The sequence below is a fragment of the Veillonellaceae bacterium genome (assembly GCA_025992895.1).
Classification (GTDB): Bacteria; Bacillota; Negativicutes; order Veillonellales; family Dialisteraceae; genus Dialister.
This window is the reverse complement of the sequence record DAJPGA010000001.1, coordinates 1,135,322-1,160,230: the sequence shown is the minus strand read 5'-3', so window position 1 is coordinate 1,160,230 and position 24,909 is coordinate 1,135,322. Positions and strand designations below refer to the sequence as shown.

The 24,909-nt window shown below is 48.3% G+C and carries 27 protein-coding genes; 4 read left to right on the top strand and 23 right to left on the bottom strand.

Translation table 11 applies throughout. From position 1 onward, the window contains the following. Positions 1 to 14: 14 nt before the first annotated feature. The 8 genes from dnaK to OIM03_04785 all read right to left on the bottom strand — a co-directional run bounded on the left by dnaK (position 15) and on the right by OIM03_04785 (position 7,904). On the bottom strand, positions 15 to 1,889 hold the full coding sequence (dnaK, locus tag OIM03_04820) for a molecular chaperone DnaK (GenBank protein ID HJI73600.1): 1,875 nt from the start codon (positions 1,887 to 1,889) through the stop codon (positions 15 to 17). A 60-nt stretch (positions 1,890 to 1,949) separates the two neighbouring features. Further along, the gene (grpE, locus tag OIM03_04815) at positions 1,950 to 2,618 is read right to left on the bottom strand and encodes a nucleotide exchange factor GrpE (protein HJI73599.1); all 669 of its coding nucleotides are present in this window, start codon (positions 2,616 to 2,618) and stop codon (positions 1,950 to 1,952) included. 19 nt (positions 2,619 to 2,637) lie between these two features. Then, positions 2,638 to 3,702, bottom strand: a complete 1,065-nt coding sequence (gene hrcA / locus OIM03_04810; GenBank protein HJI73598.1) for a heat-inducible transcriptional repressor HrcA — start codon at positions 3,700 to 3,702, stop codon at positions 2,638 to 2,640. Between the two features lie 457 nt (positions 3,703 to 4,159). Continuing rightward, entirely contained in the window at positions 4,160 to 5,641 is a 1,482-nt protein-coding gene (locus OIM03_04805) for an anion permease (GenBank protein ID HJI73597.1), read from the bottom strand. Positions 5,642 to 5,988: 347 nt separating this feature from the next. Next, on the bottom strand, positions 5,989 to 6,222 hold the full coding sequence (rpsR, locus tag OIM03_04800) for a 30S ribosomal protein S18 (protein ID HJI73596.1): 234 nt from the start codon (positions 6,220 to 6,222) through the stop codon (positions 5,989 to 5,991). Positions 6,223 to 6,252: 30 nt separating this feature from the next. Beyond that, positions 6,253 to 6,699, bottom strand: coding sequence for a single-stranded DNA-binding protein (locus OIM03_04795; GenBank protein ID HJI73595.1), 447 nt, complete (start codon positions 6,697 to 6,699; stop codon positions 6,253 to 6,255). A gap of 12 nt (positions 6,700 to 6,711) precedes the next feature. Then, positions 6,712 to 6,996, bottom strand: coding sequence for a 30S ribosomal protein S6 (gene rpsF / locus OIM03_04790; GenBank protein ID HJI73594.1), 285 nt, complete (start codon positions 6,994 to 6,996; stop codon positions 6,712 to 6,714). Positions 6,997 to 7,136: 140 nt separating this feature from the next. Beyond that, entirely contained in the window at positions 7,137 to 7,904 is a 768-nt protein-coding gene (locus OIM03_04785; protein ID HJI73593.1) for an SDR family NAD(P)-dependent oxidoreductase, read from the bottom strand. A 129-nt stretch (positions 7,905 to 8,033) separates the two neighbouring features. Between OIM03_04785 and OIM03_04780 the strand changes: the two genes are divergently transcribed. Next, a complete protein-coding gene (locus OIM03_04780) occupies positions 8,034 to 8,663 on the top strand; it encodes a tetratricopeptide repeat protein (protein ID HJI73592.1) in 630 nt (209 codons plus the stop codon). Positions 8,664 to 8,730: 67 nt separating this feature from the next. Beyond that, positions 8,731 to 9,042 carry a hypothetical protein gene (locus OIM03_04775; protein HJI73591.1) on the top strand — a complete coding sequence of 104 codons (312 nt, stop codon included), beginning with the start codon at positions 8,731 to 8,733 and terminating at the stop codon, positions 9,040 to 9,042. Between the two features lie 62 nt (positions 9,043 to 9,104). Here the strand turns inward: OIM03_04775 and OIM03_04770 are convergent, their stop codons facing one another. The 6 genes from OIM03_04770 to OIM03_04745 form a co-directional block, all read right to left on the bottom strand. Continuing rightward, on the bottom strand, positions 9,105 to 10,595 hold the full coding sequence (locus OIM03_04770) for a Na+/H+ antiporter NhaC family protein (protein HJI73590.1): 1,491 nt from the start codon (positions 10,593 to 10,595) through the stop codon (positions 9,105 to 9,107). 310 nt (positions 10,596 to 10,905) lie between these two features. Then, entirely contained in the window at positions 10,906 to 11,586 is a 681-nt protein-coding gene (locus tag OIM03_04765; GenBank protein ID HJI73589.1) for a dihydrofolate reductase family protein, read from the bottom strand. Positions 11,587 to 11,588: 2 nt separating this feature from the next. Beyond that, positions 11,589 to 12,869, bottom strand: coding sequence for a metallophosphoesterase family protein (locus OIM03_04760; GenBank protein ID HJI73588.1), 1,281 nt, complete (start codon positions 12,867 to 12,869; stop codon positions 11,589 to 11,591). A gap of 19 nt (positions 12,870 to 12,888) precedes the next feature. After that, positions 12,889 to 13,389 (bottom strand): hypothetical protein, encoded by a 501-nt coding sequence (locus tag OIM03_04755; protein ID HJI73587.1) that lies wholly within the window; start codon positions 13,387 to 13,389, stop codon positions 12,889 to 12,891. Beyond that, positions 13,386 to 13,790, bottom strand: a complete 405-nt coding sequence (locus tag OIM03_04750; protein ID HJI73586.1) for a cupin domain-containing protein — start codon at positions 13,788 to 13,790, stop codon at positions 13,386 to 13,388. The genes OIM03_04755 and OIM03_04750 overlap by 4 nt, the downstream gene beginning before the upstream one ends. A gap of 38 nt (positions 13,791 to 13,828) precedes the next feature. Continuing rightward, positions 13,829 to 15,010, bottom strand: a complete 1,182-nt coding sequence (locus OIM03_04745; GenBank protein ID HJI73585.1) for an iron-containing alcohol dehydrogenase — start codon at positions 15,008 to 15,010, stop codon at positions 13,829 to 13,831. 158 nt (positions 15,011 to 15,168) lie between these two features. Here OIM03_04745 and OIM03_04740 point away from each other — a divergent pair, with 158 nt between their 5' ends. Next, the gene (locus OIM03_04740; GenBank protein ID HJI73584.1) at positions 15,169 to 15,639 is read left to right on the top strand and encodes a MerR family transcriptional regulator; all 471 of its coding nucleotides are present in this window, start codon (positions 15,169 to 15,171) and stop codon (positions 15,637 to 15,639) included. Positions 15,640 to 15,794: 155 nt separating this feature from the next. Here the strand turns inward: OIM03_04740 and OIM03_04735 are convergent, their stop codons facing one another. The 7 genes from OIM03_04735 to OIM03_04705 form a co-directional block, all read right to left on the bottom strand. Continuing rightward, complete coding sequence (locus tag OIM03_04735) at positions 15,795 to 16,169, bottom strand: desulfoferrodoxin family protein (protein ID HJI73583.1); 375 nt, start codon at positions 16,167 to 16,169, stop codon at positions 15,795 to 15,797. Positions 16,170 to 16,327: 158 nt separating this feature from the next. Then, on the bottom strand, positions 16,328 to 17,494 hold the full coding sequence (locus OIM03_04730; GenBank protein HJI73582.1) for a cyclopropane-fatty-acyl-phospholipid synthase family protein: 1,167 nt from the start codon (positions 17,492 to 17,494) through the stop codon (positions 16,328 to 16,330). A 546-nt stretch (positions 17,495 to 18,040) separates the two neighbouring features. Further along, on the bottom strand, positions 18,041 to 18,613 hold the full coding sequence (locus OIM03_04725; protein ID HJI73581.1) for a sugar O-acetyltransferase: 573 nt from the start codon (positions 18,611 to 18,613) through the stop codon (positions 18,041 to 18,043). Between the two features lie 21 nt (positions 18,614 to 18,634). Further along, on the bottom strand, positions 18,635 to 19,093 hold the full coding sequence (locus tag OIM03_04720; protein ID HJI73580.1) for an iron-containing alcohol dehydrogenase: 459 nt from the start codon (positions 19,091 to 19,093) through the stop codon (positions 18,635 to 18,637). A gap of 55 nt (positions 19,094 to 19,148) precedes the next feature. Next, entirely contained in the window at positions 19,149 to 19,991 is an 843-nt protein-coding gene (locus tag OIM03_04715) for an IS3 family transposase (protein ID HJI73579.1), read from the bottom strand. A 29-nt stretch (positions 19,992 to 20,020) separates the two neighbouring features. Further along, positions 20,021 to 20,719, bottom strand: a complete 699-nt coding sequence (locus OIM03_04710) for a helix-turn-helix domain-containing protein (protein HJI73578.1) — start codon at positions 20,717 to 20,719, stop codon at positions 20,021 to 20,023. Between the two features lie 22 nt (positions 20,720 to 20,741). Beyond that, on the bottom strand, positions 20,742 to 21,530 hold the full coding sequence (locus tag OIM03_04705) for an iron-containing alcohol dehydrogenase (GenBank protein HJI73577.1): 789 nt from the start codon (positions 21,528 to 21,530) through the stop codon (positions 20,742 to 20,744). 153 nt (positions 21,531 to 21,683) lie between these two features. Between OIM03_04705 and OIM03_04700 the strand changes: the two genes are divergently transcribed. Then, positions 21,684 to 22,625 (top strand): helix-turn-helix transcriptional regulator, encoded by a 942-nt coding sequence (locus tag OIM03_04700; GenBank protein ID HJI73576.1) that lies wholly within the window; start codon positions 21,684 to 21,686, stop codon positions 22,623 to 22,625. Here OIM03_04700 and OIM03_04695 read toward each other — a convergent pair. Beyond that, positions 22,622 to 23,542, bottom strand: a complete 921-nt coding sequence (locus OIM03_04695) for a TIGR03915 family putative DNA repair protein (protein HJI73575.1) — start codon at positions 23,540 to 23,542, stop codon at positions 22,622 to 22,624. The genes OIM03_04700 and OIM03_04695 overlap by 4 nt on opposite strands. Before the next feature lie 17 nt (positions 23,543 to 23,559). Continuing rightward, positions 23,560 to 24,807, bottom strand: a complete 1,248-nt coding sequence (locus tag OIM03_04690) for a putative DNA modification/repair radical SAM protein (protein ID HJI73574.1) — start codon at positions 24,805 to 24,807, stop codon at positions 23,560 to 23,562. Positions 24,808 to 24,909 lie beyond the last annotated feature (102 nt).

Below are 24,909 nucleotides of genomic sequence, written 5' to 3'. Positions count from 1 at the left end.
CACACTATTCCTTATTATTTCTTATCATCGTCATCGACGACTTTATAATCTGCATCGACTACATTGTCTTTGTCCTGTTTTCCAGCGGACTGCTGCTGTGCGCCCTGCTGGCCGGCAGCCTGCTGCTGTGCCTGCTGAGCCTGCTGTGCCTGCTTGTACAGGTTTTCGGTCAGTTCATGCAGCGGTTTTGTCAGAGCATCTGCATCAGCTTTGATCTTTTCAGTGTCGTCGCCCTTAAGTGTTTCCTTAAGTTTTGCAACAGCATCATTGATTTCCTTGACCTTAGCTGGATCGGCCTTGTCGCCAAGATCCTTGACGGTCTTTTCAGCCTGATAAATCAGAGCTTCTGCATTGTTCTTTGCAGTGATAGCTTCCTTGCGTTTCTGGTCTTCTGCTTCATGAGCCTTGGCATCATCCTGCATCTTCTGGATTTCTTCATCGGAAAGGCCGGTGGAAGAAGTAATATCGATCTTCTGTTCCTTGCCTGTGCCAAGATCCTTAGCAGATACGTGAACAATGCCGTTGGCATCGATATCAAATGTTACCTGGATCTGCGGTACTCCGCGCGGAGCCGGAGGAATGTCGCTCAGTTCGAAGCGGCCGAGTGTCTTGTTGTCTGCAGCCATCGGTCTTTCACCCTGAAGGACATGGATGTCAACGGAAGGCTGGTTGTCAGCTGCTGTGGAGAATACCTGGGACTTGGAAGTCGGGATGGTGGTATTTCTCTTGATCATGGTTGTGAATACGCCGCCCAGAGTTTCAATACCCAGGGAAAGCGGGGTAACGTCGAGGAGGAGAACGTCCTTGACTTCGCCTTTGAGTACGCCGGCCTGAATAGCTGCGCCGACTGCAACGGATTCATCCGGGTTGACTCCCTTGGATGGTTCCTTGCCGAACTTGTTGCGGATCAGTGTCTGAACGGCCGGGATACGGGAAGAACCGCCGACAAGGAGAACCTTATCAATATCGGAAACGGTAACGCCTGCATCTCTCATAGCCAGATCGATCGGTTCAACAGTAGCCTGAACGAGGTCGTCAGTGATCTTGTCGAATTCAGCACGGGTCAGTGTTGCGTCGAAGTGTACAGGCTGTCCGTTGGAATCCATGGTAATGAACGGAAGGTTGATGTCGGTGGACATAACGCTTGAAAGTTCAATCTTTGCTTTTTCGCCGGCTTCCTTCAGTCTCTGGTTTGTCATCGGGTCACGCTTCAGTTCAAAGCCGTTCTGTGCCTTGAATTTATCAGCAATCCAGTCCATGACACGGTTATCGAAATCATCGCCGCCCAGATGGCCGTTGCCGTTGGAAGCTCTTACTTCGAATACGCCGTCAGCCAGATCGAGGATGGATACATCGAATGTGCCGCCGCCCAGATCGTAAACGAGGAAGCGGTGTTCCTTGCCGTCTTTGATCTTGTCAAGGCCGTAAGCCAGAGAGGATGCGGTCGGTTCGTTGATGATACGGAGGACATTCAGGCCTGCAATCTTACCTGCGTCCTTGGTTGCCTGACGCTGAGCATCTGTGAAGTATGCCGGGCAGGTAATAACTGCATCAGTTACCTTTTCACCGAGGTATGCTTCTGCATCGACCTTCAGCTTCTGAAGGATCATAGCGGATATTTCCTGTGGTGTATATTTCTTGCCGTCGATATCAACGGTGTAATCGCTGCCCATATGACGTTTGATGGAAACGATGGTACGGGACGGGTTGGATACAGCCTGGCGCTTAGCCAGCTGGCCGACGAGTCTTTCGCCGGTCTTGGAGAAGCCGACAACGGATGGTGTCAGACGGGAACCTTCCGCATTCGGAATAACGACGGGTTCGCCGCCTTCCATGACTGCGACTACAGAGTTGGTAGTACCTAAATCAATACCGATTACTTTTGACATTTAAAATGTCCCCTTTCTTATATTCTTTAACAGTTCTTAATTTCTATGTTAGTGCCAAAATCAGTTGTTGTGGACAACCTGGACTTTGGCAGGACGCAGAACCGTATCTTTATACATGTATCCCTTCTGGAATACTGCCAGAACAGTTTCATCTTCCTTGTCGTTGGATTCTACCATCATGACAGCTTCATGGAAATGAGGGTCAAATTTCTGGCCGGCTGCTTCGATTTCGCTGATCCCATAATCAGTCATGATCTTGACCAGCTGCTTCTGCAGCAGTTCAAATCCCTGAACGTACGCTTCACCCGATTCATCCTTTTTCATATGAGCCAGGGCCAGCTCAAAATTATCTAAGACAGGAAGAAAACTCTTCAGTGTTTCTGCCTTGTAAATATCAGCAGCCTTCGCATCATTTTCTCTGGTGCGGCGGCGAAAGTTATCAAAGTCTGCCTGAAGTCTCATGTAATCATTGAGATCCTTCTTCGTCTGTTCTTCCAGCTTTTCAGCGGCTTCCTTGGCTTTTGCTTCAGCAGCGGCAGCCTGCTTTGTCAGGAATTCGACCTGCTTCTTCAGATCCTCAGCCGTCGGTTCCTGTATCGTTTCAGCCTTTTCTTCTGCCGGAGCATCTTCTGGTTTTTTCTTTCTTCCAAAAGCCTCTGCTACCTTTTCAGCAGCCTTGGCAGCAGCGCCTGCTGCTCCCCCGGTCTTTTCCTTCTCGTTTTCCTTCATCCGGAAACCTCCTAATCACCTAATCATTCTTCTTCAATAAAGTATCCAGTCTCTGCTGCATGAATCGCATCATTCCTATGATCCTGCTGTACTGCATCCTCGTAGGCCCCAGGACGGCAACTGAGCCGATAATGCGGCCGCCCGAGGAGAACTGCGCGCGGACAATGGAAAGGTCCGAAAGGGACTTGACCGGATTCTCCGTGCCGATGTGAACAGCGATAGGCTGATCCGACGAGGAAAGGAGCATGCTTTCCAGCATATCCCTCTGTTCCAGGAGATTCAGTATATCCTGCATTTTTTCGACATTCTTGAATTCCGGCTGCTCGATCAGGTGCGATGCGCCTCCGGCATATACTTCCTTAGGAGGCTGAAGCGTTTTCTGCAGCGCTTTGAACACATGCATATAAGGAGTCAGATCCCTCTCCACATCCTTCTGGAAGGAGAGAATGAGCTGCTCATCCGTATTGTCTATTTCTCTGCCGTGCAGGAAATGATTCATCCTGTCTGCCAGCAGCTGCATTTCATCAAGAGAAGAATCTGCCGGGATATCCACCACTGCATTGGATACCTCGCCCTGATTCGTAACGACGAGCATAATAGCGCGCCGCCCGTCAAGCGGGAGGAATCTCATGTAGTTGAACTTCCTCTTTCCGCCGGCCGAAGTCGCAACGGAAAGTGTATGCGTCAGAGATGCCACCGTTCTTGCAATGTCACGGAAGATTTCATCCTGCTTTGTCACATGCTCTTCCAGAATATGGTTGATCATGGACTTTTCATCATCCGTTACAGGAGAAGGCTGCATCAGCCAGTCTACATAGAAGCGGTATCCCTTGATGGAAGGAATCCTGCCTGCCGATGTATGCGGCTGTTCCAGGTATCCTTCATCTTCCAGGTCCTGCATTTCGTTACGGATTGTAGCGCTGCTGACGCCCAGATTGTACTTGCGGGCAATGGCCCTTGATCCTACAGGCTCGGCTGTTTCCGAGTAATCCTGCACAACGGCCCAGAGTACTTTTCTCTTTCTTTCATTCAGTTCGTTTGCGCCATGATTGGCGCCTCTCTTATCATTATTTTTTCCAGCCATTTTCATCACCATTATTAGCACTCTTTAACTTTGAGTGCTAACTTACGTTATTAGAATATCATTCACTTCTGTGAATGTCAAGACTTTTCCCTTATTTTTTCGGAGAAAAACAGGATATCCCCCGCTTTTCTTCCCATCAAAAAAAGAACGCATCTCCACAAGAAATCCGTCCTTTTTTATTTTGCCGCATGACTTTTCCATGAAAAAAGACACCCCGCCGGATGTCTCTTTTCAAGGAAGAACCTTCGGCAGGCGCCGCCTCTCCTGCATCTCTTCTGACCCGGGTCGGGTGTGTGGCCGCGGCGAATTTTACCACCTCAAAGATTCCTCTTTACGTTATAATTATAACACTTTCTTGTTATTCCCTCAATATATATTAAATTTCCTATATAAAAAAGAAAGAAGCTGCGGGGCAGCGAATCGTCCCGCAGCTTCTTTTGTTTTACAGGCGCATCGATCAGCCTACATAGCCCAGCCAGTGCCAATAGGTAGCTGAGAATAGGAGGATCATGCAGTAGGAAATAATGGTAAATGGAATACCAGTCTTAAGGAAGTCCTTGGATGCAATGTATCCGGTACTGTAAGCGATCATGTTCTGCGGTGCATTGACCGGGAGAATATAACCGAAGCAGATGGTGTACTGGAGAATCATGGTCATGCCGAGGACTTCGATGCCCGGTGTCTTGACGCTCTGAAGAACGGCAATGACGATCGGGATCATAGCGGATGCCAGGCCTGTCGCACTTGCAAAGCCCAGGTGGATAACCGTGAGGAAGAAGGCAAGAACAGCAATGACAACGAGCGGTGTCATGTTTTCCATACCGAAGAGGGCAACAAAGTGGTTGGCCAGCCAGATAGCTGCGCCGGATTTCAGAAGGGCTGTGCCCAGGGAAATACCTACGCCGAAGAGAGCAACTGTACCCCAGTTGATATGCGGAACAGCATCTTTCCAGCTCATGAAGCCGATGCGCGGAAGCATCATCAGCATGATGCCTGTAATGGTGACTGTTGTCGTATCAAACGGATGAAGTTTCTTTTCTGTAACCCAGAAGAAGAGAAGCAGGCAGGAAATGATGAGCAGTTTCTTTTCATTGACCGATACCGGTCCCATTTCCTTCAGCATTTTCTGAAGAGCTTCCTTGCCGCCAGGCATTTCCTTGATTTCCGGAGGCATGACATGGATCAGGAGCTGATAAAGAATGACTGACATAACTGCTGCATAAGGAGCAGCAGCGATGAACCATTCCAGCCAGCTGATATCTTTGCCGAGAACCTGCTGGATGAATCCGATAGCAACCATGTTCTGTGCTGCTGCTGTCTTGATGCCGATGTTCCACAGGCTGTCTGCCTGAGCGACGGCCATCATCAGTACGGCAGCAAACGTGGATCCCTTTTCAAGACCGAATGCGCGGATGATGCCGACGACAATCGGAACCATGCAGGAAACTCTGGCCGTTGTAGACGGTACGAAGAAACTCAGAATGAAACCAACGAAAATGACGCCGATGACAAGACGGCTGGACTTGACGCCGACATGGGACATAACGACAAGAGCGATACGCTTGTCAAGACCCGTGATCATCATGCCCGCTGACAGGAACATAGCCGCTGCTACCAGTGCCCAGGCTGTAGTCGAGAACCCGGACAACCCCATCTGGAGAGCCTTGCTTGTGCCAAGCAGTGCGCCGTGTTTTGCCGGATCAGGCGCCATGCCGAGCGCAAATGCCATAAACGTTACAATGACAAACGCACTGACCGGATAGGAAACGCCTTCCGTCATCCAAATAATAACCGCAAATACCAGAATTCCGATGAGTCTGTGCCCCTGTGTGGGGAGATCCACCGGAGTCGGGAAGAGGTACACGATAGCCATGGCAATCAATGCCAGTATCAGCCCGTACTTTTTCCCAAAGCTTTCTTTTTTCTCCGACTTATCCATAAGCCGCCTCCTCAAAAACGCAGGCTGGGCGCTGATTCCCCCAAGAAGCGCGTCATGCCTGAAAATAAAATGATGCAGTCTGCAAAAAGTGTAAAAGCTCCCTATTCCCCGCGTACCGTAGGGAAAGGAAGCTCCGTCGCTTTTTGTATTAAATTGCTAAACCAAGTATAAACTTCGCGCCCTTATATTGTCAATGGCACAATCAACGATGATATAGAATCATAAAGGAGTATGGGGATTCCGCGAGAATTTAGAAGAATAAACGAGAAAAAACGGTTCCAGTTCTCCTTTCTCCCCTTGTTTATGCAAATAAAAAATCCCCGGCATAAGCCGGGGATCCGCTTTGATTAGTCAGCGCTGAAAGGAAGAAGAGCGATAGCTCTAGCTCTCTTGATAGCGAGGTTAATCTTACGCTGATGCTTTGCGCATGTTCCTGTAACACGACGCGGCAGAATCTTGCCTCTTTCGGAAACGAAACGGCGAAGAGCAGCGATATTCTTGTAATCAATGGTGTCTACGTGATCAACGCAGCACTGGCAGACCTTTCTTCTCGGTCTTCTTGTTCTATCTTTTCTAATCATGGTTCTTTATCCTCCAAAATCAATTGCTTATCAGAATGGAATGTCCTCATCTCCCGGCGTGGAATTCCCAAATTGTCCAAAGCCGCCGGAACTAGATCCCTGTGAACCCATGTTTCCGGATGCGCCGAACGGACCCTGAGGCTGTGAAGGATGCGCATTTCCAAGTGGAAGTGCTACGAAATTAGCAACCACTTCAGTCACCCATCTTCTCTGTCCTTCCGGAGTATCATAAGAGCGGGTGCTTAAGCGCCCTTCAACGAATACACGCATGCCTTTTTTCAGCTGGTTGCCGACAGACTCTGCGAGATTGCCCCAGGCAACAACGTTGATCCAGTCAGTCAGCTCCTTCTGTTCACCCTGAGGAGTTGTGTAGTTACGATTTACCGCAACGGTAAATGATGCGACCGCACGACCCGTTTTCGTTGCACGGATCACGGGGTCCCGTGCCAGATTACCCATAACTTGAACTGAATTCATCGTTTCTACCTCTTAGTCATCCTGTTTTACAATGATATGACGGATAATTTCTTCATGAATCTTGATAACGCGGTCAAGTTCTTTAATCTGCGCCGGATCAGCCTGGAAATCTACTACTACGTAGTAGCCTTCACTCTGATGCTTTACTTCGTACGCAAGATGACGTTTGCCCCATTCATCAACATTGTCAATCGTGCCGCCGATTCTTGTGATCGTGTCCTGCACCAGTTTGACAGCAGCCTTAATGACTTCATCATCAGCTGCATTCACAATGAACATAACTTCATACTTTTTCACGAAATTCGCCTCCTTTTCGGACCTATGTCCCGCGCTTTCCGCGGGCCAGGAAGTTACTTGCCAAACAGCAAGCTTTTATATTATACAAGATGATTCCGAAAAAAGCAAACCCTCCCCTGAAAATTCAAGATAAAAGGAAATTATTGCTTTTTCTTCTTGCTGACCATGAATCCGGTCGCCTGCTGATTAGCCATGATAACAATATCGCTGATCTGCACGCGTTTTGGACGGCTTACAGCAAAAGCAATGATATCCGCTATATCCTCTGCATGAAGCGCATCTACGCCTTCATAAACGGCTTCTGCTCTTTCCTTGTCGCCATGGAAGCGGACTTCACTGAAAGGCGTGTGAACGATGCCCGGCTGGATCGTGGTCACCTTGATATCGCTGTCAATGACATCGATGCGGATACCGTCGCTGAATGTCTTGACGGCTGCCTTTGTCGAGCAGTAGACAGCAGCGCCTGCATACGCATAAAGGCCTGCCGTAGAGCCAAGGTTGACGATGTGGCCGCTGTTTCTTTCAAGCATGGAAGGAAGGAATGCGCGAGTGACCAGGAAGAGTCCCTTGATATTCGTATCGATCATCTGAAGGATATCTTCCTCTTTTGTTTCTGCATACGGTTCAAGCCCCCTTGCAAGTCCCGCATCATTAACAAGAACATCCGGTGCGCCGAAAGCAGCAAGGCATGCGGCAACGGTTTTCCTGATTTCTTCCGGTTCCCTGACATCTAAGACGTAGGGAGTGACCTTGACGGAAAACTCTTTTTCAATGTCAGTCTTCACAGAAGAAAGCTTCTCTTCGTTCCTGGCAGCCAGCGCCAGATCATACCCGCCTGCTGCCAGCGCTTTTGCTGTGGCAAGACCGATACCGCTCGTTGCACCTGTAATGAATGCATATTTGCTCATTTCATTTCCTCCCTCATTGACCTATATAATTTACATTATGAATAGGATTGGTTTATAATAAATATTATACAATATGAATAGAAAAAAGAAATCATAGATTTTTTTAAGATTGGAAACGAGGAATCATCTGTGAAACCATACGCAGGCTTACTTCTTGCAGGCCTTCTTTTTTTGACAGCAGGATGCGGATCGCAAGAGCCCCAGCCCGCCAAAGAGCCTCCGGCTTCCTCTGCCCCTGCAGCAAAAGCGCCGCTTCACCAGATTTCAAAGGAGTCTGATGAATGGTACCACAAGGCTGCCATCGCTTACGGAAAGGGCGATCACCTTTCCGCCCTGGAATCATGCGGGAAAGCGCTTGAAAAGGACCCTGAAAATTACAAAGCTCTTTCCCTCAAGGGAATCATAGAGGCCTTTGACGTATCTCCGGAAGAAGGCATTGCGACGATCAAGAAATCGCTTGCCATCAATCCTGATTACGTGCAGGCTTTTTATGATATGGCCATGGCGCAGAAGCTGGGAAAACATTACGATGAATCCATCGCCTATTTCCAGAAAGTCCTTGCAGCCGACCCTAAAAATACATGGTCCTATTACGGCATCGCTACCAATTATGCAGATAAAAGAGATAAGGAGCGTGCCCTTCAATACCTGAAGAAAGCTATTGACCTCTCCCCTGCAGACGTCAAGGAAACTGCCAGGACGCAGGATCATTTCGCATGGCTCAGAACCGATCCTGATTTCAAAGCCATGACAAGCTAAAGCAAATCCGATTCTTTATCCAAGGGGATTTCGAGTACCAGTCCCTTTGTTTTATATGGAGGTTTTCATGAAATATTCTTTAATTTCGTCTGCTGTCTCTCTCGTGCTCTACCATCATGAGCTCTTGTCCCCTGCCGGGCTTTTCGGATATCTGGCAGGCATCCTGTACCTTGTCACATACAGGGCCAATGCCACACTGATTGCCATCGGATGCATTGCCACAGCAATCATTACCGTCATGTACTTCAACTGGGATTTTTCCTTCACAGGCTACATGACCGTAGGCGTCGCCTGGTCCATGACAATCCTTGCGCTCACTGTCATCCTCACTATCGTGACAATGCTTCGGAAAATCACAGACTCCTTCAATCATCAATAAGCTAGAAGAATAAAAAAGCACCCGCATCTGCCTGGCAGATTCGGGTGCTTTTCAATTGGTGTTTATTTTGCTGCTTTGAATTTCAGGAAGTAGCCGAGGATGACGAGCATGACAGCAAGTCCTACTACATCACCGATATATCCATTTCCAGTCAGGCCGGAAACGAGATAACCGCAGACACAGCTTACTGCTACAACTGCTACATATGGAATCTGCGTGGAGACATGATCGATATGATGGCACTGCGCGCCGGCCGACGCCAGGATCGTAGTATCGGAAATCGGGGAGACATGGTCGCCGCCTACAGCGCCTGCCAGGACAGCAGCCACAGTCATAACCATCAGGTTGTTATCATTGGCAACAATGGCAAGGACGATCGGAATCAGGATGCCGAATGTGCCCCAGGATGTACCGGTCGCAAAAGCAAGGCCGATAGCAACGAGGAAGAATACAGCCGGAAGCATGACGGCAATCGTTGCATTGTCGCTGACAACGCTGCCTACGTAGCTGCCGATGTTCAGGTAATCTTCACCAACAACACCGGAGAGTGTCCATGCCAGAGAAAGGATCATGATCGCGGAAGTCATCTGCTTGAAGCCTTCTACAAAGCAGCTGCAGAAGGTGGTCATGTTCAGGATTTTTCTCGGGATGTAAAGAATGAAGGTGAAAATTAGAGCAATAAAGGAGCCGATAACAAGGCCGCGTGCCGATTCGCAGTTAGCAAAAGCTTCTGCAACGCCCTTCCCTTCCAGGATGCCGCCGGTATAAAGCATGCTGAAAATACAGCCGCCGATCAGGACGACAAGAGGAAGAATGAGGTCGATGATGCGTCCATTGCCGACAGGAGCCATGGAATCATCTTCTGCATATTCAGCAGGAATGACAAGTGTGCCGCCGCTTTCCTTTTCAAAATCAGCCATGCGGGAGAAATCCTTGCCGGACCAGATGATAATGATCATGAAAATAAGAGTCAGCCATGCATAAAGATTGAGCGGAATGGTCTGCAGGAAAAGGGCAAATCCATCAATGCCGCTGTTTTCCGGAAGAGAGGAAGTAACGGCTGCTGCCCAGCTCGATACCGGTGCAATGATGCAGACAGGAGCTGCCGTAGCATCAATGATATAAGCAAGTTTGGCTCTTGTAATATTGAAGCGGTCCGTGACCGGTCTCATGACCGTACCGACAGTCAGGCAGTTGAAGTAGTCGTCGATGAAAATCAGGATGCCGAGAATCATCGTAACGAAAAGAGCGCTTCTCTTTCCCTTGATCGTACGCGCTGCATAATCACCATATGCCTGCGAAGCGCCAGATTTCTGGATCGCAGCGACCATGATTCCCAAGAGTACCAGGAATACAAGAATGTAAACATTCGAGCCGATCTTATCCGACATGATTGCAAACATCGTGTCGATCGCGCCCAGGAAACTGAATCCTGCGAACATGAACGCACCGATAAAAATACCGATGGCAAGGGACATGTACACTTCTTTCGTCGCCAACGCCAGAATGATAGTAATCACAGGCGGCAGGAGCGACCATACCGTTTCAGCCATAAAAACACCAATCCTCTCCATTTTGCCGGCAGACTCTGTCTCCATCTGCCCTTTACTAAAGTTTTCGTTTATTATACAACAATATGTCCTAATCCGCCATAAAAATATGAATATAGGTTTCATCCGAAGATATCGAATCTTCCGCCGCTTTTGCCCGCACGCCGGACAAAATTTCATAAGTGATCATTTTCTGGCAAAGTAAACAAACTCTTCCAGGCTTCGTTTATAGGAAAAGTTGCAGTAAAACATACACGATAAAAAGGGCTGTGACAAGTGCAGTCATTGTCACGGCCCTCTTAGAATTCACAATTTACTTCTTTTCAAAGACGAGATGAACGCCGCCATTTGGAAGCTGTGTCACTTTCTTAAGCGGGAAGGAATCAGGAACGAATACATTCGTTTCTGCAATGCCCTTCTGGTCATGGTTTCCTTCGACATGCGGAACGATGACTTCGGAAATGCCATCGACCATGCCTGCCTTTAAGAAGACGCCGTTGATGGTAGCGCCGCCGCAGAGGACGAGTGTATGAATGCCGAAGTAAGCTTTCATTTTTTCAAGGCTGTGTTCCGGCTCCAGATCATTTTCACCGGCAAAGATGTAAGAGATGTTCTTGCTTCTAAGGTAAGCCAGGTATTCTTTTCTGACGGTGCGGGTCAGGACTTCCACGATCTGCATTCCGCCAGAGAATGCATCATCCCAGTTGCACTTGCCATGACGGTCGAAAACAAAGAGGTACTTTCCTTCTTCATTCTTGACAATGAAATCACCATCTTCAACCGGGGTATCCTTGAAGGCATCGTAATCCACATCGGCCTGCGCCATGTAAAGGCATGCCGTATAAGAACCAGTCCCATGCGCATCTCCCAGTTTTGGGATGACTTCTTCATAATAGTCACCGCATGCGCCGGTCAGCGGGGCATCTGCGAAGTATCCTTCGATTTTTCCATCGATTGATATCATCATGTGTAAAATGACTTTTGCTCTGTCCATAATTAATCCTTTCTGACAATCGTCTGATGCAGGAGCGTGCCATCAGGCAGGTATCCGCTCAGAACAAGCTGGTTATCATCAGCCTCAAACACGTTGTAATTGTCGGTTTCTGGCTGCGGCGCTACATATTCATCAAGCGCATGGCGCTTCCAGAGGCCCGGATAGCGTACATTGCCGCCAAGGCCAAGGATGACATAGACCGGTCCGTGGTCTGCGCGCTTGAAGTCATAAATATGGCCTCTGTCTCTGTACGTATGAAGGTGTGCCGAGAGGACAAGGTCGACGCCTGTCTTGTCAAAGATCGGCATGAATTCCTTTCCTTCATCGGAGAATCCTTCCTCGCGGGCCGGACGGCTCGGATCAGCAAAGGAATACTGGAGAGGATCCTTGTGCATCAGGACGACCTTCCATTTCTTCTTCGAAGATGTGATATCCTTTTCAGCCCATGCTTTTTCTTTTTCAAAAAGGTCCGGCACCCACTGCTTCTCTTCTACAAGGGATGTATCAAGCACCGTAAAGTGAACGTCGCCCCAGTCGAAGGAATAGTAGTGATTGGCAAGCTTGTCGTCGCCGTTCTTCGGAAGGCTGAAATGAGTCAGGTACCTTTCCGGCATCGTTTCCTTCCAGTCAAGGGAATAGGCTTCATGATTGCCTACAGCCGGAGCTACAGGAATCTTGTCAATCGTATCAGCGACTGTCTTGAACCATGCCTGCCACTGATATTCATCCTGGCCGTTATCTACGATATCTCCAAGGTCGATAAAGAAAGCGGCATCAGGATTTCTGGATGCAGCATCCTTGAATAATTTCTCCCAGTCGGAATAATCCGAGCTCTGGGAATCCGAGGTCACGATAGCCTTGAACTTGCCGCCGTTATCGGTAGCAAGCGGATACCATTTGCTGACTTCATTCCCCTGGCGGGTACGGTATTCATAATCGGTTCCCTTTTCCAGGTTGTCCAGCCTTGCGGTATAGACGAAGCTGTCGCTGACGCCTTTGTCGCCCTTGAGCTCCTTGGACACAGCTTTGACGGAACGGATATCATTGCTGCCCGCTTTCCTGTATTCGAGGCTGTCTTCCTTCCCGTTTGTCATCTGCCACATGATCGTGCGGCCGTGCTCATTATCGGCTGCTACGACCTGGCGGACGGAATAGGGGCGCATCGTTTCCTTGACTTCTCCTGAAGCCGCCTTGCCGGAGGATCCGGAAGATGAGCATCCCGCAATCGATACTGCTGCGCAGAGCGCCATCACGCAGGCTGCTATTTTCAATGTTTTCTTCAATAGTTGTTCCTTTATTCCATTACTTCAAAAATTCCAGGCGGTCAGTGGCCTTCCTGATCCACTGATCGATTTCGCGCTGGGCTGTCATGCGGTTTTCCTTCTTGTAGGATACCTGAAGCTGCTCTTCCATCGTGCCACCTCTCTTTTCGACAGCCATGCGCAAATCTTCCAGTGTCTTTTTCGGGCTTCCTCCGCTGGTGGAGAATGTGAATACGTGCTTCCCTTTAAGATCAGCATGTGAGAGGAACTGCTGCATGGCAGGAGCCATCGTGAAATACCATGTCGGGCATCCCAGGAAGATCACGTCATAATCGTTCAGGTTAAAAGATACAGGTTCCGTTTCAGGAATACGGCCGCGGAACTTATCCAGGCCTGCCTGCAGAATCGTCATGCCATAGGAAGAGGAATACTTCCTCTGCGATTTAAGCTCACTCATGTCCCCGCCGATCACCTTGTGGATAGCGGCTGCCAGATCCCTTGTATGGCCGCTTTTGGAGTAATAAAGAATCAGCGTTTTCATTTCACAGCCTTCTTGTATTCTTCATCACTCACTTCTTCGCACCATTCATTCGAAGAGCCTTCTGCCGGCACTTCAATGGCAATGTGCGAGAACCAGGAATCCGGCGCAGCGCCGTGCCAGTGCTTGACCTCAGGCGCAATCTCAACGACATCTCCGGGAACAAGACGGCGCGCAGGCTGTCCCCATTCCTGATAATATCCGACTCCGCCCACGCAGAGCAGAATCTGGCCGCCCTTATGATGGATATGCCAGTGATTGCGGCAACCCGGTTCAAATGTGACATTGGCCACGGGAATTTTTCCCTTTGTCAGCATCTTCAGGTAGCTCTGGCCGGTGAAATACTGGGCATACGCTGTATTGGGCTCTCCCGATGCAAAAGCGGAAACATGATCCTTATCCATATCCTTTTCCTCCCACGATTCCTTTATTTTATTATCTATTACTTATAGGATTCCTTGTAAATGTTGACGCAGTTTTCATCAGAAAGAACGTACGGATCTGCCGGGAAGAGTGCTCCCATGACAGTTCTTGCATTCTTGACGAAGCCTTCGAATTCTTCTTCCTTGATACCATAGTCGCTCATCTTCAGATCAGCTACGCCGCATGCCTTCTGCAGATTTTCAAGAGCCGTCAGGAAATCTTCCGGCTTGTCTGCATTTTCCATGCCAAGGAAACGTGCCATATCGATGAAGCGGTCATCGCAGCAATGATACTTAATAAAAGTGCGGTAGTAAGCCAGGGAAATCATGATGAGGCCTGCGCCGTGCGGCAGGGATTCATGATAAGCGCTCAGTGCATGTTCGAGGGAATGTTCGGATGTGCAGCTGCCTGTCATCATGGAGTAGCCGGACATGGTATTGGCAAATGCCACATGTTCTCTGGCTTCCATATCGCTTCCGTCTGCTACGGCTCTTGGAAGGTACTTGCCGATATTCCTGATGGCAGTCGATGCAACCATATTGCTCATCAGATTGGCCGGCTTGGAAATGTAGCATTCCGTGCTGTGGAAGAGTGCGTCAAATCCCTGGTATGCAGTGAATTTCGGCGGGACAGATGCCATCAGTTCCGGATCGACAATAGAGAGGACCGGGAAGATGCCAAGATCGACAATACCGGTCTTTTCGTGTGTTTCAGTATTTGTGATGACGCCGCCGCAGTCTACTTCAGAGCCTGTGCCTGCTGTCGTCGTGATGTCTACCATCGGAAGAGGCTTGTTGGCAATCGGCTTGCCTTTGCCTGTGCCGCTTGCTACATAGTCCCAGAGCGTGCCGTCATTTGTCGACATGATGGCAATGGCCTTTGTGGCATCCATGACGGAACCGCCGCCCAAAGCAACAAGGAAATCAGCGCCGAAATCACGGGCTGCCTTTGCGCCTTCCATGACAGTCGTATGGATCGGGTTTGCCTGAATCTTGTCAAATACGGATGTTTCCACACCTGCCTGATGCAGTTCCTTTTCCGTTCTTTCCAGGTAACCATTGGCTCTTGTTGATTTGCCGTTGGAAATAATGATCAGTGCTTTCTTGCCCGGAAGAGCCTGTTCATGAAGATGATTCAGCTGCCCTTCGCCAAAAAGCCAGCAAGTTGGAACAAATACCTGAAATAACTTATTTCTTTCCACAATAATTCCTCCTTATCTTTCTATAACAGGACACAGGGTCCCTGATTGACTTAATGGACATAATTGATTTATAATTCAATTAAGTTCAAGTCTATTCTAAATGTTAAAATCGACTTTAAGTCAAGACCTTGATTCAAAAATCTTTCAGGAGGGCCATCATGCTCTATACCGCCGGCGAGGCAGCCAAAATTTTAGGAATTCCAGCTTCTACACTCCGCTATTACGATAAGGAAGGACTCCTTCCCGAACTGGAACGTTCCAGCGGAGGCATGCGCATGTTCCGTGATTCAGATTTTGCGAGCCTCCGGCTCATCCAGTGCTTGAAAAAAGCAGGCCTTCCCCTGAAGGAAATCCGCGACTTCATCCGTCTTCCCAATGACGGCCAGAAGACAATCGATACCCGGTTGAAAATCCTCTCCCACCAGAAGAAACTCCTCAGAAAGAAAATGGAAGAGCTTGAGGACATGATGGGCATGGTCGAATATAAAATCTGGTACTATGAAACCGCCAAGCGCGCAGGAACGACAAAGGTTCCGGCAGGAATGGATGAAACTGAACTCCCTGTCCATCTCCGCGATGCCTATGTACATCTCCATGCGGTTCCGAGGAAAGAGAGGAAAGATCTCTGATTCCCCCTTTCATTATTATGTACCCATCCCGAAATATTTCAAGAGTATAAACAAAAAAGAAACAAGATGCTGACAGAAAATCAGATTTTGTTTCTTTTTTTATTGCTTAGGCCGAAAAAACGGATCCCCTTGCGGAGACCCGTTTTCATGATGGATTAGAATTCAGTTTTCCAGAGACCATGGAGGTTGCAGTATGCATAAACCGTGCCATGTTCAACAAGATGGAAATCTGTTTCCGGCTTGTCGCCCGGTTTCAGATATTTGAAGTGGAGTCTGCCTTCACATTCCATAGCGATCCATTCGATGTAGTGATTTTCCAGCATCGGGTGCGGAGTGGATCCGACCTGTACATGGAGCATCTTTTCACCTTTTTCTACAACCGGTACATGCTTTTCAGCAGCTGCATCTGTCGATCCCGGAATCAGGTGTTCCATCGGTTTGCCGCAGCAGGTGAGGCTTGTGCCGCCGCCGTTCGTGATCACCGCAAGAACATTTCCACATACGTTACATTTGTAAAATTCTACTGCCATGTTCCTTACCCCCTTCAGAGATAACCAAAAACTGTAGAAAATATGAATGAAACCCTGTGCTTCATTCATATCTATAAATATTATCCCACAAAAAGATGGAAATGTATATCAAAATAGATTAAAAATTTTTGATATATTGTGACATTTCCTCAAGGGACTTAATACCATCTTGTCATCGGGAGATCGTTATTGGTTCCCTTGGTAAAGAGCATCTGGTCCACATCGATGTATCCGATATAGAAGGCAGCAGCGCAGCCGCAGAGATAAAGATCCCACATGCGGACGAATTCGCTGCCCATCTTGGCTTCCACCTGTCCGCGTACCTTCTGGAAGTTATGATACCAGCAAGAAAGCGTCTTGTAATAATGGCGGCGAAGACTTTCCACGTCCAGAAGCTGGAACTGGCCCTTATACGCAATTTCGAGCATTTCATACATGGTAGGAAGCGTTCCGCCCGGGAAGATATACTTTCTCATCCACGGATTGCTGTTGACCTTGTCCCTGCCATTGATGAAGTGCAAAAGGAAAAGACCCTTGTCCTTCAGAACCTGCTCGACAACACTCATGTACCGTTCATACTGCGAGCGGCCGACATGTTCCAGCATGCCGACACTGACAGCGCGGTCGAATGTCATGCCCTTCTTCGGAAGGTCCCTGTAATCGAGAAGGTCGATCTGTACCTGGCCTTCGAGCCCGAGCGCCTTGATCCTTTCCTGTCCCATTTCCCACTGTTCATGGCTGAGCGTGCATCCATATCCCTTGACGCCGTACTTCTTGGCAGCCTCAATCAGAAGGTAGCCCCAGCCGCATCCGATATCCAGAAGACTCATGCCCCTTTCAAGGTGAAGCTTTTCCAGGATATAATGGACCTTGTTTTTCTGTGCTTCTTCCAGCGTATCATTGTCATTCTTGAAATAAGCGCAGGAATAGCTCAGCGTCGGATCGAGCCAGAGCTTGTAGAAATCATTGCCAAGGTCATAATGGGAGCATACCTCTTCCCTCTGTGTCGACTTGTCTTCCGGCGGATAGAGAAGGGATGCAACGGCATTCCTGTCCAGCGAGAACTGATCGATCTGCTCGAGGAGTCCTTTAAGGACCGTGAACATATCCCCTTCGACTTCAATATCTCCTCTCATGTACGCTTCCCCGAGAGCAAGAGACGTAGAAGTCAGGAGTTCCTTCTTCGGGATGTCCTTATGGAAAATAACGCGGCATACAGGCTCTCCCTTACCAATCCTGTATTCCTTGTCACGGATCACTACGTCAAAACAGTATTTATCAAATCTCTGCAAATAATAAATAAGGAAATCATCTAAAACATGCATAGTAACGCCTTCATTCCATCATTAAACTCATATCCGCGCCATAAGCGCTTCCTCAATCATCGTATTCCCCATTTATTCAGCTGATCTCTGTATCCACCGCCTCTTATCCGGCTTTTCCAGAAAACATTCTTGCTGATAAATCCAGTACAAGCATAGCGCTGTGTAACTTTCCGCAGCGGCTCTTCCTGAGCCATCACCTCCCTGAACACATTCCCTTTATGTTCATTTATAGACGACCATTTATAAATAAGCGCTTTTCTATATATAATGGTAGCACTTATTCATGAATTATCCAAGGGGCTCATAATATTTTATGCAATGCCGAACAATTTGTTCATCGATAGAGCCTAACTTTCAGAAGATTCTGGAAATCGGAATCATATCCCAAGACAAAAATTTAGGTATATTTGCTAATGACTATTTATCATTAAAAATCCACATTCCTTTTAAAAAATGGATTCATCAATAAAAGCCGGGCTGCCATCCATAAGGAGGCTCCCGGCTTTTCCTGCAAATATTCCAATTCAGAATTGATAAGCCAGACGATCATTCCTCTTCAAGGTCATTGGGAATATCCTTGATCTTCCTGGCAGGAACACCGCCCACAAGGCAGTTGTCCGGCACATCATGCGTCACGACAGCACCGGCCGCGATGACGACATTGTTTCCGATCGTAACGCCCGGAACGATGACGACATTCCCGCCGATCCATACATCATTCCCGATCGTTACAGGCTTTGCAATGCCAAGGCTCTTTCTTCTGCCTGACGGGGACAAAGGATGATTGACTGTGATGATCTGCGTGCCTGGTCCAATGATGACATGATCTCCGATCGTGACGGGTGCAATATCCAGGATTGTTACATTGTAATTGGTCAGAAAATCGTCCCCCACATGGATATTCTTTCCGTTATCACAATTGAACCTGGGGAGAACGACCGGGTTCTTTCCAACGCTTCCGAAAAGCTCGCGGATGGCTTTTTCGCATGCCGGATAATCCGTCGGATCTGTTTCATTAAGAATTTTGCACATTTTGACTGCATGGAGCTTTCTTCCATCCACTTCGGGATCTCTGAAATCATAAGGAAGCCCGGCTTCCAGTTTTTCAAGTTCAGTCATATTATCCTTTTCCTCATTTCTTTATTTATAGGAAGCTTCGTAGATGGCAAGGTAATCCTCATCGGAGAGCAGAACAGGATCTGCCGTAATGTCGCCGCCAAGGACTTCATGCACTTTCTGCGGATACTTCTTCAATTCTTCCTTCGTGATGCCTGCGTCGCTCATCCTGAGATCACTGCAGCCGACACTGGCAATCAGCTCGTCAAGTGCTTTGATGAAATCTTTTCCGGATGCTGCATCCTTGACCCCCATGGCCTTTGCCATATCGATCATCGGCTGCTCAGCTGCCTTTCTTTCTGCAAAGAAATCAAAGTATGCATGAGAAATCATGATGAGGCCGGCTCCGTGGATAAGATCGTCATGGAAGCTTCCCATGACATGTTCCATCGTATGCTCGGATGTGCAGAGCATGTAGTAGCCTGCCAGCGTATTGGCAAGAGCCATGTTCGTTCTTGCTTCACGGTCGCTTCTGGTGCGGATTTGTTAATACAGACAAATAAATATCATAAAAAATCTAATCGTACTTTAATCTTAATCATGCAGCCATTGGAGCTGCGTTGAATACTTCCATTGGAGCTAAAAGATGTAATTTGCGCTGAATGCGTTTGTTGTTGTAGAAGTAGATGTAGCCGTTGATCATGCTTACCACTGCTTTACGGCTGGTGAATTTACGTGTGTAGTAACGTTCGCGCTTCAGCATTCCCCAGAACCCTTCCATCAGACCGTTGTCTGCACAGCAGCCTACACGGGACATGCTGTGAACCAGTCCTGCTTTTTCAACAATCTTATGGAATCCGTTGCTTGTATACTGGAATCCGCGGTCGGTATGAATCATTGGATGTTCTCCAGGATTCTCTTTAAGTGCCTTTTCCATTGTCTCAAAAGCCAGTGCAGTATTGTTCCTGTCGCCGATGACATAAGAGACAATCCGGCGATCATGGCCGTCAATAATCGCGCTTAAATATAACTTGTGCAAAACTCCATCAGCAGTTGTGTACTTGAATTCAGTGACATCCGTCATCCATCTTGCATTGGACACGCCGGCATCAAAGTCACGGTTCAGCAGGTTTTCAAAAATGTACTTTGGATCCTTTGCGTTACGAGTGCAACCATCGGTCTTGTACTTGATCACGGACTTAATATTAAGTATCCGCATGATACGAAGAACCAGACTGTCGCTTACATTTATATTGATGTTGTCATCCTTCTTGATCCAATCGTTAATCCGGCGGTATCCCATATCCGGATATTCCTGATGGGTTTTCATGACCTCCTGTGCGACCTTTTCTCTCAGCAGTTCACGGCCGCTCTTAATATGATTCAGCCATCCGTAATAAGCTGCCCGGGAGACCTTTGAGAGTCGGCAGAGACTTTCTATGGAGATGTTGGTTTCTTCATGGACTTCTTTTATGGCTTTAAAATCTCTGAGAAGGTGAGTAAGGCTGAATCCTTCGAGGAACGCAACCTTTCCTCTATCTCCATCTTTTTTTTTAGCAGGGCAATCTCTGCTATAAGATCCTTCTGTTCTTCAAGAAGTCTGGCATTCTCCTGACGCAGCTGTTCTTCTTCGGTCCGGGGCGTTTGGAGCCTGATCGGCTTTCCTCTGTAATCCTCAAGACCAACTTCGCCCATTTCCTTGAACTTTTTTACCCATGTGTAGAGCGTTTGGTAGGACATGTTGTACTTCTTGGCTATCTTGTTATAATCGCATCCACTGGCGATGCACTCCTGAACGATTCTGACTCGCTCTTCCTTGACCGATTGCTGGCGTTTGCCCATAAGATCTCCTCCTTCAGAAACGAGGTCTGTCAACTTATGCTCATTATACGCCTCAATCCATGTTTTAAGGGAGAGTGTGCCGGAAATTCTGTATTTGGCACAGACGGAAAGCATGGAAACACCGCCTTTAAGATATTCCTTTACGGCCTGGATCTTCATCTGATTGGAGTAGTAAGACAAATGCTGCCTGGGCCGCAATCCCTTAAAGCCCTCCTCTTTATACCGGAGGACCCATTTCCTGAATGTTATGCGGCTCATATGAAGATTTTCAGCTGCCTGGGTAATCGTAACACCCTGATAGAGATATGAAGCAATCTGGTCTAACATTTCCTCCGGGGACGCTTTGGTTTTACATGGCATAAGAATGACCTCCTAATATATTTATGATATTATTCTGTCTTTCTTGTTGAATCATACCACTTCCATCATGATAAGCCTTTGGCAGATTCTTTGCAATGAGTTCGATTGCCTGCAAGGCAAACATTCTTCCCATCGTATGTTCATTCTTGTTGATCATGGATTCAGCGGCATGGAAGAAGGCATCCATTCCCTGATAAGCAGTGAACTTCTGCGGAACGCTCATCATGAGGCGGCTGTCGACAACAGAGAGGCACGGGAACATGGATTCAAAGAAAATCCCTGTCTTTTCCTGTGTTGCTTCATCTGTGATGACAGAGGCCATATCGACTTCAGAGCCTGTGCCCGCTGATGTTGTGATGGCAACGATGGGAGAAGCTGCATAAGGAGCTTCCTTCTTTCCGCCGTGAAGGGAGAGGCTGTAGTCCCAGATGGTGCCCGGATTCGTCATCATGAGCGCAATGCACTTCGTGCAGTCCATGACAGAACCGCCGCCCAGGGCAATCACGAAGTCGCATCCGGTCTTCTTCGCCTTTTCAGCGCCGTCCATGACATTTTTGCTTGTCGGGTTCGGGCGGACTTCATCAAAGACTTCATAGGAAACGCCAGCCAGATCGAGTTCATGCTTTACATCATCCAGGTATCCGTACTTCTTGACGGATGTGCCGTCTGATGTCACGATCAGTGCTTTCTTTCCCGGAAGCTTCTGTTCATGAAGTTCAGAGAGCTTGCCTTCACCGAAGAGAACTCTTGCCGGCATATAGAAATTGAAGTTGTACATATTTGATTCCTCCTGCTGATTAGTCACTTACAACTAAACCAATATTAAGTCAATCTTCCCGGGGATCTTCTATAGTATAAAATCACTGATGATTTTCATCAGCGCTTTATGTTAACATATTTAGTGTTAAATATTAACCTCAGGAGGGATACTATGAAAGGACGCATGCTTTCGGATGCGATAGAAAAGCTGTCCGAGGATTTTCCGCATCTTCACTGGGATTTCCGCCCCGAACCAGTCAGCGGGAACACGGAAATCATTTCGCAGTGGCTCGGTGAGCCTGATGAAGAAGTCATGGTCTGCGCGTTCAAGGGGAATCACATCCAGGAACGGTTTCACCGGCAGAACTTCTTCTTTATCAATTTTGCCTACTACGGTGATTACGAAGCCGTTTCTGCCAAGTATGACCACACGGTTCCCATGAAGGAAGGCGACTGCTATGTCGGACAGCCCTACAGCGGATATGCGCTCAGGTGTGACAGCGCGGAAGATATTGTGATTGCAGGCGTCCTCATCCAGAGGGAGACGTTCCTTCGCGATTACCTGGGCCCGATTTCATCAGATGCTTCTCTCGTCCGGTTTTTCCTGGATCCGACGACCAATGCATACTCCGATGAATTCATTCATTTTTCCCTGCCAAAGGATTCTCCGATCCATCATCTTCTGGATCTTATGATCATTGAATATGCAAATAAGAAGGAAGATACGCAGAAGGTGCTGAAGCCGCTGATCCTTTCGATGATCATGTACATTGCAAGAGAATACAGGAAGTCTCATGAAATCATGGATACGGATCCTCTTTCCATCCGTCTTTTCTCTTATATGGAGTCTCATTCGGATACCGTCACACTTTCAGACCTTGCCGCGCATTTCGGCTATCATCCCGTTTATATTTCCCGCCTTCTTCCCAAACTGTTCGGAAAAAACTTCTCCTCGCTCCTCCTGGACATACGAATGAAGAAAGCGAAGATTCTCCTTGACCACACGGATCTGACCATAGAAAAAATTGCTGCCGTCCTTGGTTATAGCAACAGCAGCAATTTCTACAAATCCTTCCGTCATTATTACGGGAAATCACCGCGTTCTCTCAGCTAGGATTCCTCGTCTTTCTTTTTCTTGTTTCCTTCCGGCAGTCCTTTTTCAAGGATGCCGGCTTTTCTTTGCACAGAACGGAGCGCGCTTTCAAACTCGCGCCCGGATATGTTCAGATTGACATTCCTCGGCCTCTTCTTTTCAGGAAGCCCCTTCATGCTGACATCCTGTACATTATAGGGATCCTGCATTTCCGTCAGGTACGGCCAGTACTTTTTCGGAAGGTAGAGCATCCTTTCTCTTGGATTTCTCCTGTCCTCGATGCCAAGATGCCGGTAATAATTCCGCCAGATCTGCCGGAGGTCTTCCTCTGACTTACTGACCTTCAGCTCCAGATTCGGATCTTCGACCTCAACAATCGATACCTTGCCTTCCTCGTACACGGCCGCAATCTGCCGGTTCACATCATAGATCGCCCAGGATTCAGCCGAAAGCCGGCTTTTGAAATGCTCTGCCAGGATAGGCGCCACATTGTGCGTCGGGTTGATGGAAGCAAAGAGCATCCCCTCCTCCAGCTCGCTGAAACGGAGGATGCCGCGGAACTTCTCCGCTTCATTTCCTACTTCCCGTCCCATTTCCAGGATTTCCCTCGCCCATGGCTCCTTCCAGTAAGAATACAGGTCCTTTCCCGTCTTGAAGCCGCGGCGCATGTACTCAAAAATTTTCATTTCCTTCTCCGGCCTTGCGGAAAGAAAAGCACGGTACACCTGGCGGATGCCTTTTTTGCCGCACTTCTTTTCAAAACTTGCCGCCACTTTTTCCGCATAAAGGAAATTTGTCCTCACAATGAAATCCGCCCCGAAAAGACGGACCTCTCCTCCTTCCGGGCCGATTCCTTCAAGTTTGCTCGTCCCGTAATGGTAGATCTCATAGACGGCCGTCAAAAATCCCGGGTATGTGCCATCATAGTAGTAATACATGCATCCTCCCCAAGGAGCTATGACTGCCCGCCGAAAAGACTCATCTGGCGGACTTCTGCGGCTGCTTTGCCCGATATGAGCGCATTCCTTAGATCGATGCCATCAAGACTTCCCGGCGCGGAATACTTCCCATTGATCGTCACGAAGTAGCGGGCGCGTTTCATCACGACTCCTATATTCTTCAAGTCTTCAAAATTGAGCGTCCCGTAGCGGCGAAGGCGCATAATACGAAGCGCACTCCTGACGCCGATTCCGGGCACGCGCAGTATCATTTCATAAGGCGCGCGGTTCACTTCGACCGGGAAAAGCTCCCTGTGGCGGAGCGCCCAGCAGCACTTGGGATCAAGCTCCTCATCGAAATCAGGCTCCTCTGGAGACAGGATTTCTTCCGCGTCAAAATGATAGAAGCGGAGCAGCCAGTCCGCCTGATAGAGCCTGTTCTCCCTCATGAGAGGCGGCGCTTTGACAGCAGGCAGGTTCTTCCCTTTCATGATGGGAACGTACGCTGAATAGTAGACTCTCTTCAAGGATGCCTTGCGGTACAGCCCCTGCGTCAGAAGGAGAATCTGCCGGTCGCTTTCCCCGCTGGCTCCCACGATGAGCTGCGTTGTCTGTCCGGCAGGCACAAAGGAGGGCGCTCTCTTGAATTTCTTCCTTTCTTCCTTGTTTTCCCTGATCGAGTCACGGAAAAACTTCATCGGCGCCATGATGGCCTGCTTCGTCTTCTGCGGTGCCAGAAGATGGAGCGATTTTTCCGAAGGAAGCTCTATATTGACGCTCACCCTGTCCACATAGCGGCCAAGTTCGTTCAAAAGCTTCGGATCCGTTCCGGGAATTCCTTTCATGTGGATGTACCCATTGAAATGCTCCCTTTCGCGGAGAAGCTTCGCCGTGCGAATCAAAAGCTCCGTCGTATAATCCGGCGACTTCACGATACCGGATGAAAGAAAAAGTCCTTCTATATAGTTCCTGCGGTAAAACTCGATCGTCAAAAGCACGATTTCCTCGGGCGTCAGCATGGCTCGCGGCGTATCGTTGCTCCTCCGGTTCACGCAGTATTCACAATCATAAATGCAGGAATTCGTCATCAGGATCTTCAGCAGCGAAATGCAGCGTCCGTCCGCCGTCCAGCTGTGGCAGATGCCGCTGTAATGGGCATTCCCCAGGCCGCCCGGCCGATTGGGCCGCGATGAGCCGCTTGAAGAGCAGGACACATCATACTTCGCTGCGTCTGCCAGTATATCCAGTCTGTCTTCTATGTCCATCTCTTCCTCCTAGAACATTTTTTCTATTCCATATTATAGCACAAGGATTTTTATATGGGAATAGTTGTTCTATTTTCTTTCAATAAAAAAGAAGCTCTGGCG

Bases quoted from the DNA above. Each gene is read 5' to 3' on its own strand.
- OIM03_04710 (HJI73578.1), bottom strand. From the start codon at position 20,719: ATGTTAGACCAGATTGCTTCATATCTCTATCAGGGTGTTACGATTACC.
- OIM03_04785 (HJI73593.1), bottom strand. From the start codon at position 7,904: ATGAGCAAATATGCATTCATTACAGGTGCAACGAGCGGTATCGGTCTT.
- OIM03_04705 (HJI73577.1), bottom strand. From the start codon at position 21,530: ATGTACAACTTCAATTTCTATATGCCGGCAAGAGTTCTCTTCGGTGAA.
- OIM03_04690 (HJI73574.1), bottom strand. From the start codon at position 24,807: ATGGACATAGAAGACAGACTGGATATACTGGCAGACGCAGCGAAGTAT.
- OIM03_04775 (HJI73591.1), top strand. From the start codon at position 8,731: ATGAAATATTCTTTAATTTCGTCTGCTGTCTCTCTCGTGCTCTACCAT.
- OIM03_04755 (HJI73587.1), bottom strand. From the start codon at position 13,389: ATGAAAACGCTGATTCTTTATTACTCCAAAAGCGGCCATACAAGGGAT.
- OIM03_04740 (HJI73584.1), top strand. From the start codon at position 15,169: ATGCTCTATACCGCCGGCGAGGCAGCCAAAATTTTAGGAATTCCAGCT.
- OIM03_04730 (HJI73582.1), bottom strand. From the start codon at position 17,494: ATGCATGTTTTAGATGATTTCCTTATTTATTATTTGCAGAGATTTGAT.
- OIM03_04770 (HJI73590.1), bottom strand. From the start codon at position 10,595: ATGGCTGAAACGGTATGGTCGCTCCTGCCGCCTGTGATTACTATCATT.
- OIM03_04735 (HJI73583.1), bottom strand. From the start codon at position 16,169: ATGGCAGTAGAATTTTACAAATGTAACGTATGTGGAAATGTTCTTGCG.
- OIM03_04725 (HJI73581.1), bottom strand. From the start codon at position 18,613: ATGACTGAACTTGAAAAACTGGAAGCCGGGCTTCCTTATGATTTCAGA.
- OIM03_04750 (HJI73586.1), bottom strand. From the start codon at position 13,790: ATGGATAAGGATCATGTTTCCGCTTTTGCATCGGGAGAGCCCAATACA.
- OIM03_04795 (HJI73595.1), bottom strand. From the start codon at position 6,699: ATGAATTCAGTTCAAGTTATGGGTAATCTGGCACGGGACCCCGTGATC.
- dnaK (HJI73600.1), bottom strand. From the start codon at position 1,889: ATGTCAAAAGTAATCGGTATTGATTTAGGTACTACCAACTCTGTAGTC.
- OIM03_04805 (HJI73597.1), bottom strand. From the start codon at position 5,641: ATGGATAAGTCGGAGAAAAAAGAAAGCTTTGGGAAAAAGTACGGGCTG.
- rpsR (HJI73596.1), bottom strand. From the start codon at position 6,222: ATGATTAGAAAAGATAGAACAAGAAGACCGAGAAGAAAGGTCTGCCAG.
- OIM03_04695 (HJI73575.1), bottom strand. From the start codon at position 23,542: ATGTATTACTACTATGATGGCACATACCCGGGATTTTTGACGGCCGTC.
- OIM03_04700 (HJI73576.1), top strand. From the start codon at position 21,684: ATGAAAGGACGCATGCTTTCGGATGCGATAGAAAAGCTGTCCGAGGAT.
- grpE (HJI73599.1), bottom strand. From the start codon at position 2,618: ATGAAGGAAAACGAGAAGGAAAAGACCGGGGGAGCAGCAGGCGCTGCT.
- OIM03_04765 (HJI73589.1), bottom strand. From the start codon at position 11,586: ATGGACAGAGCAAAAGTCATTTTACACATGATGATATCAATCGATGGA.
- hrcA (HJI73598.1), bottom strand. From the start codon at position 3,702: ATGGCTGGAAAAAATAATGATAAGAGAGGCGCCAATCATGGCGCAAAC.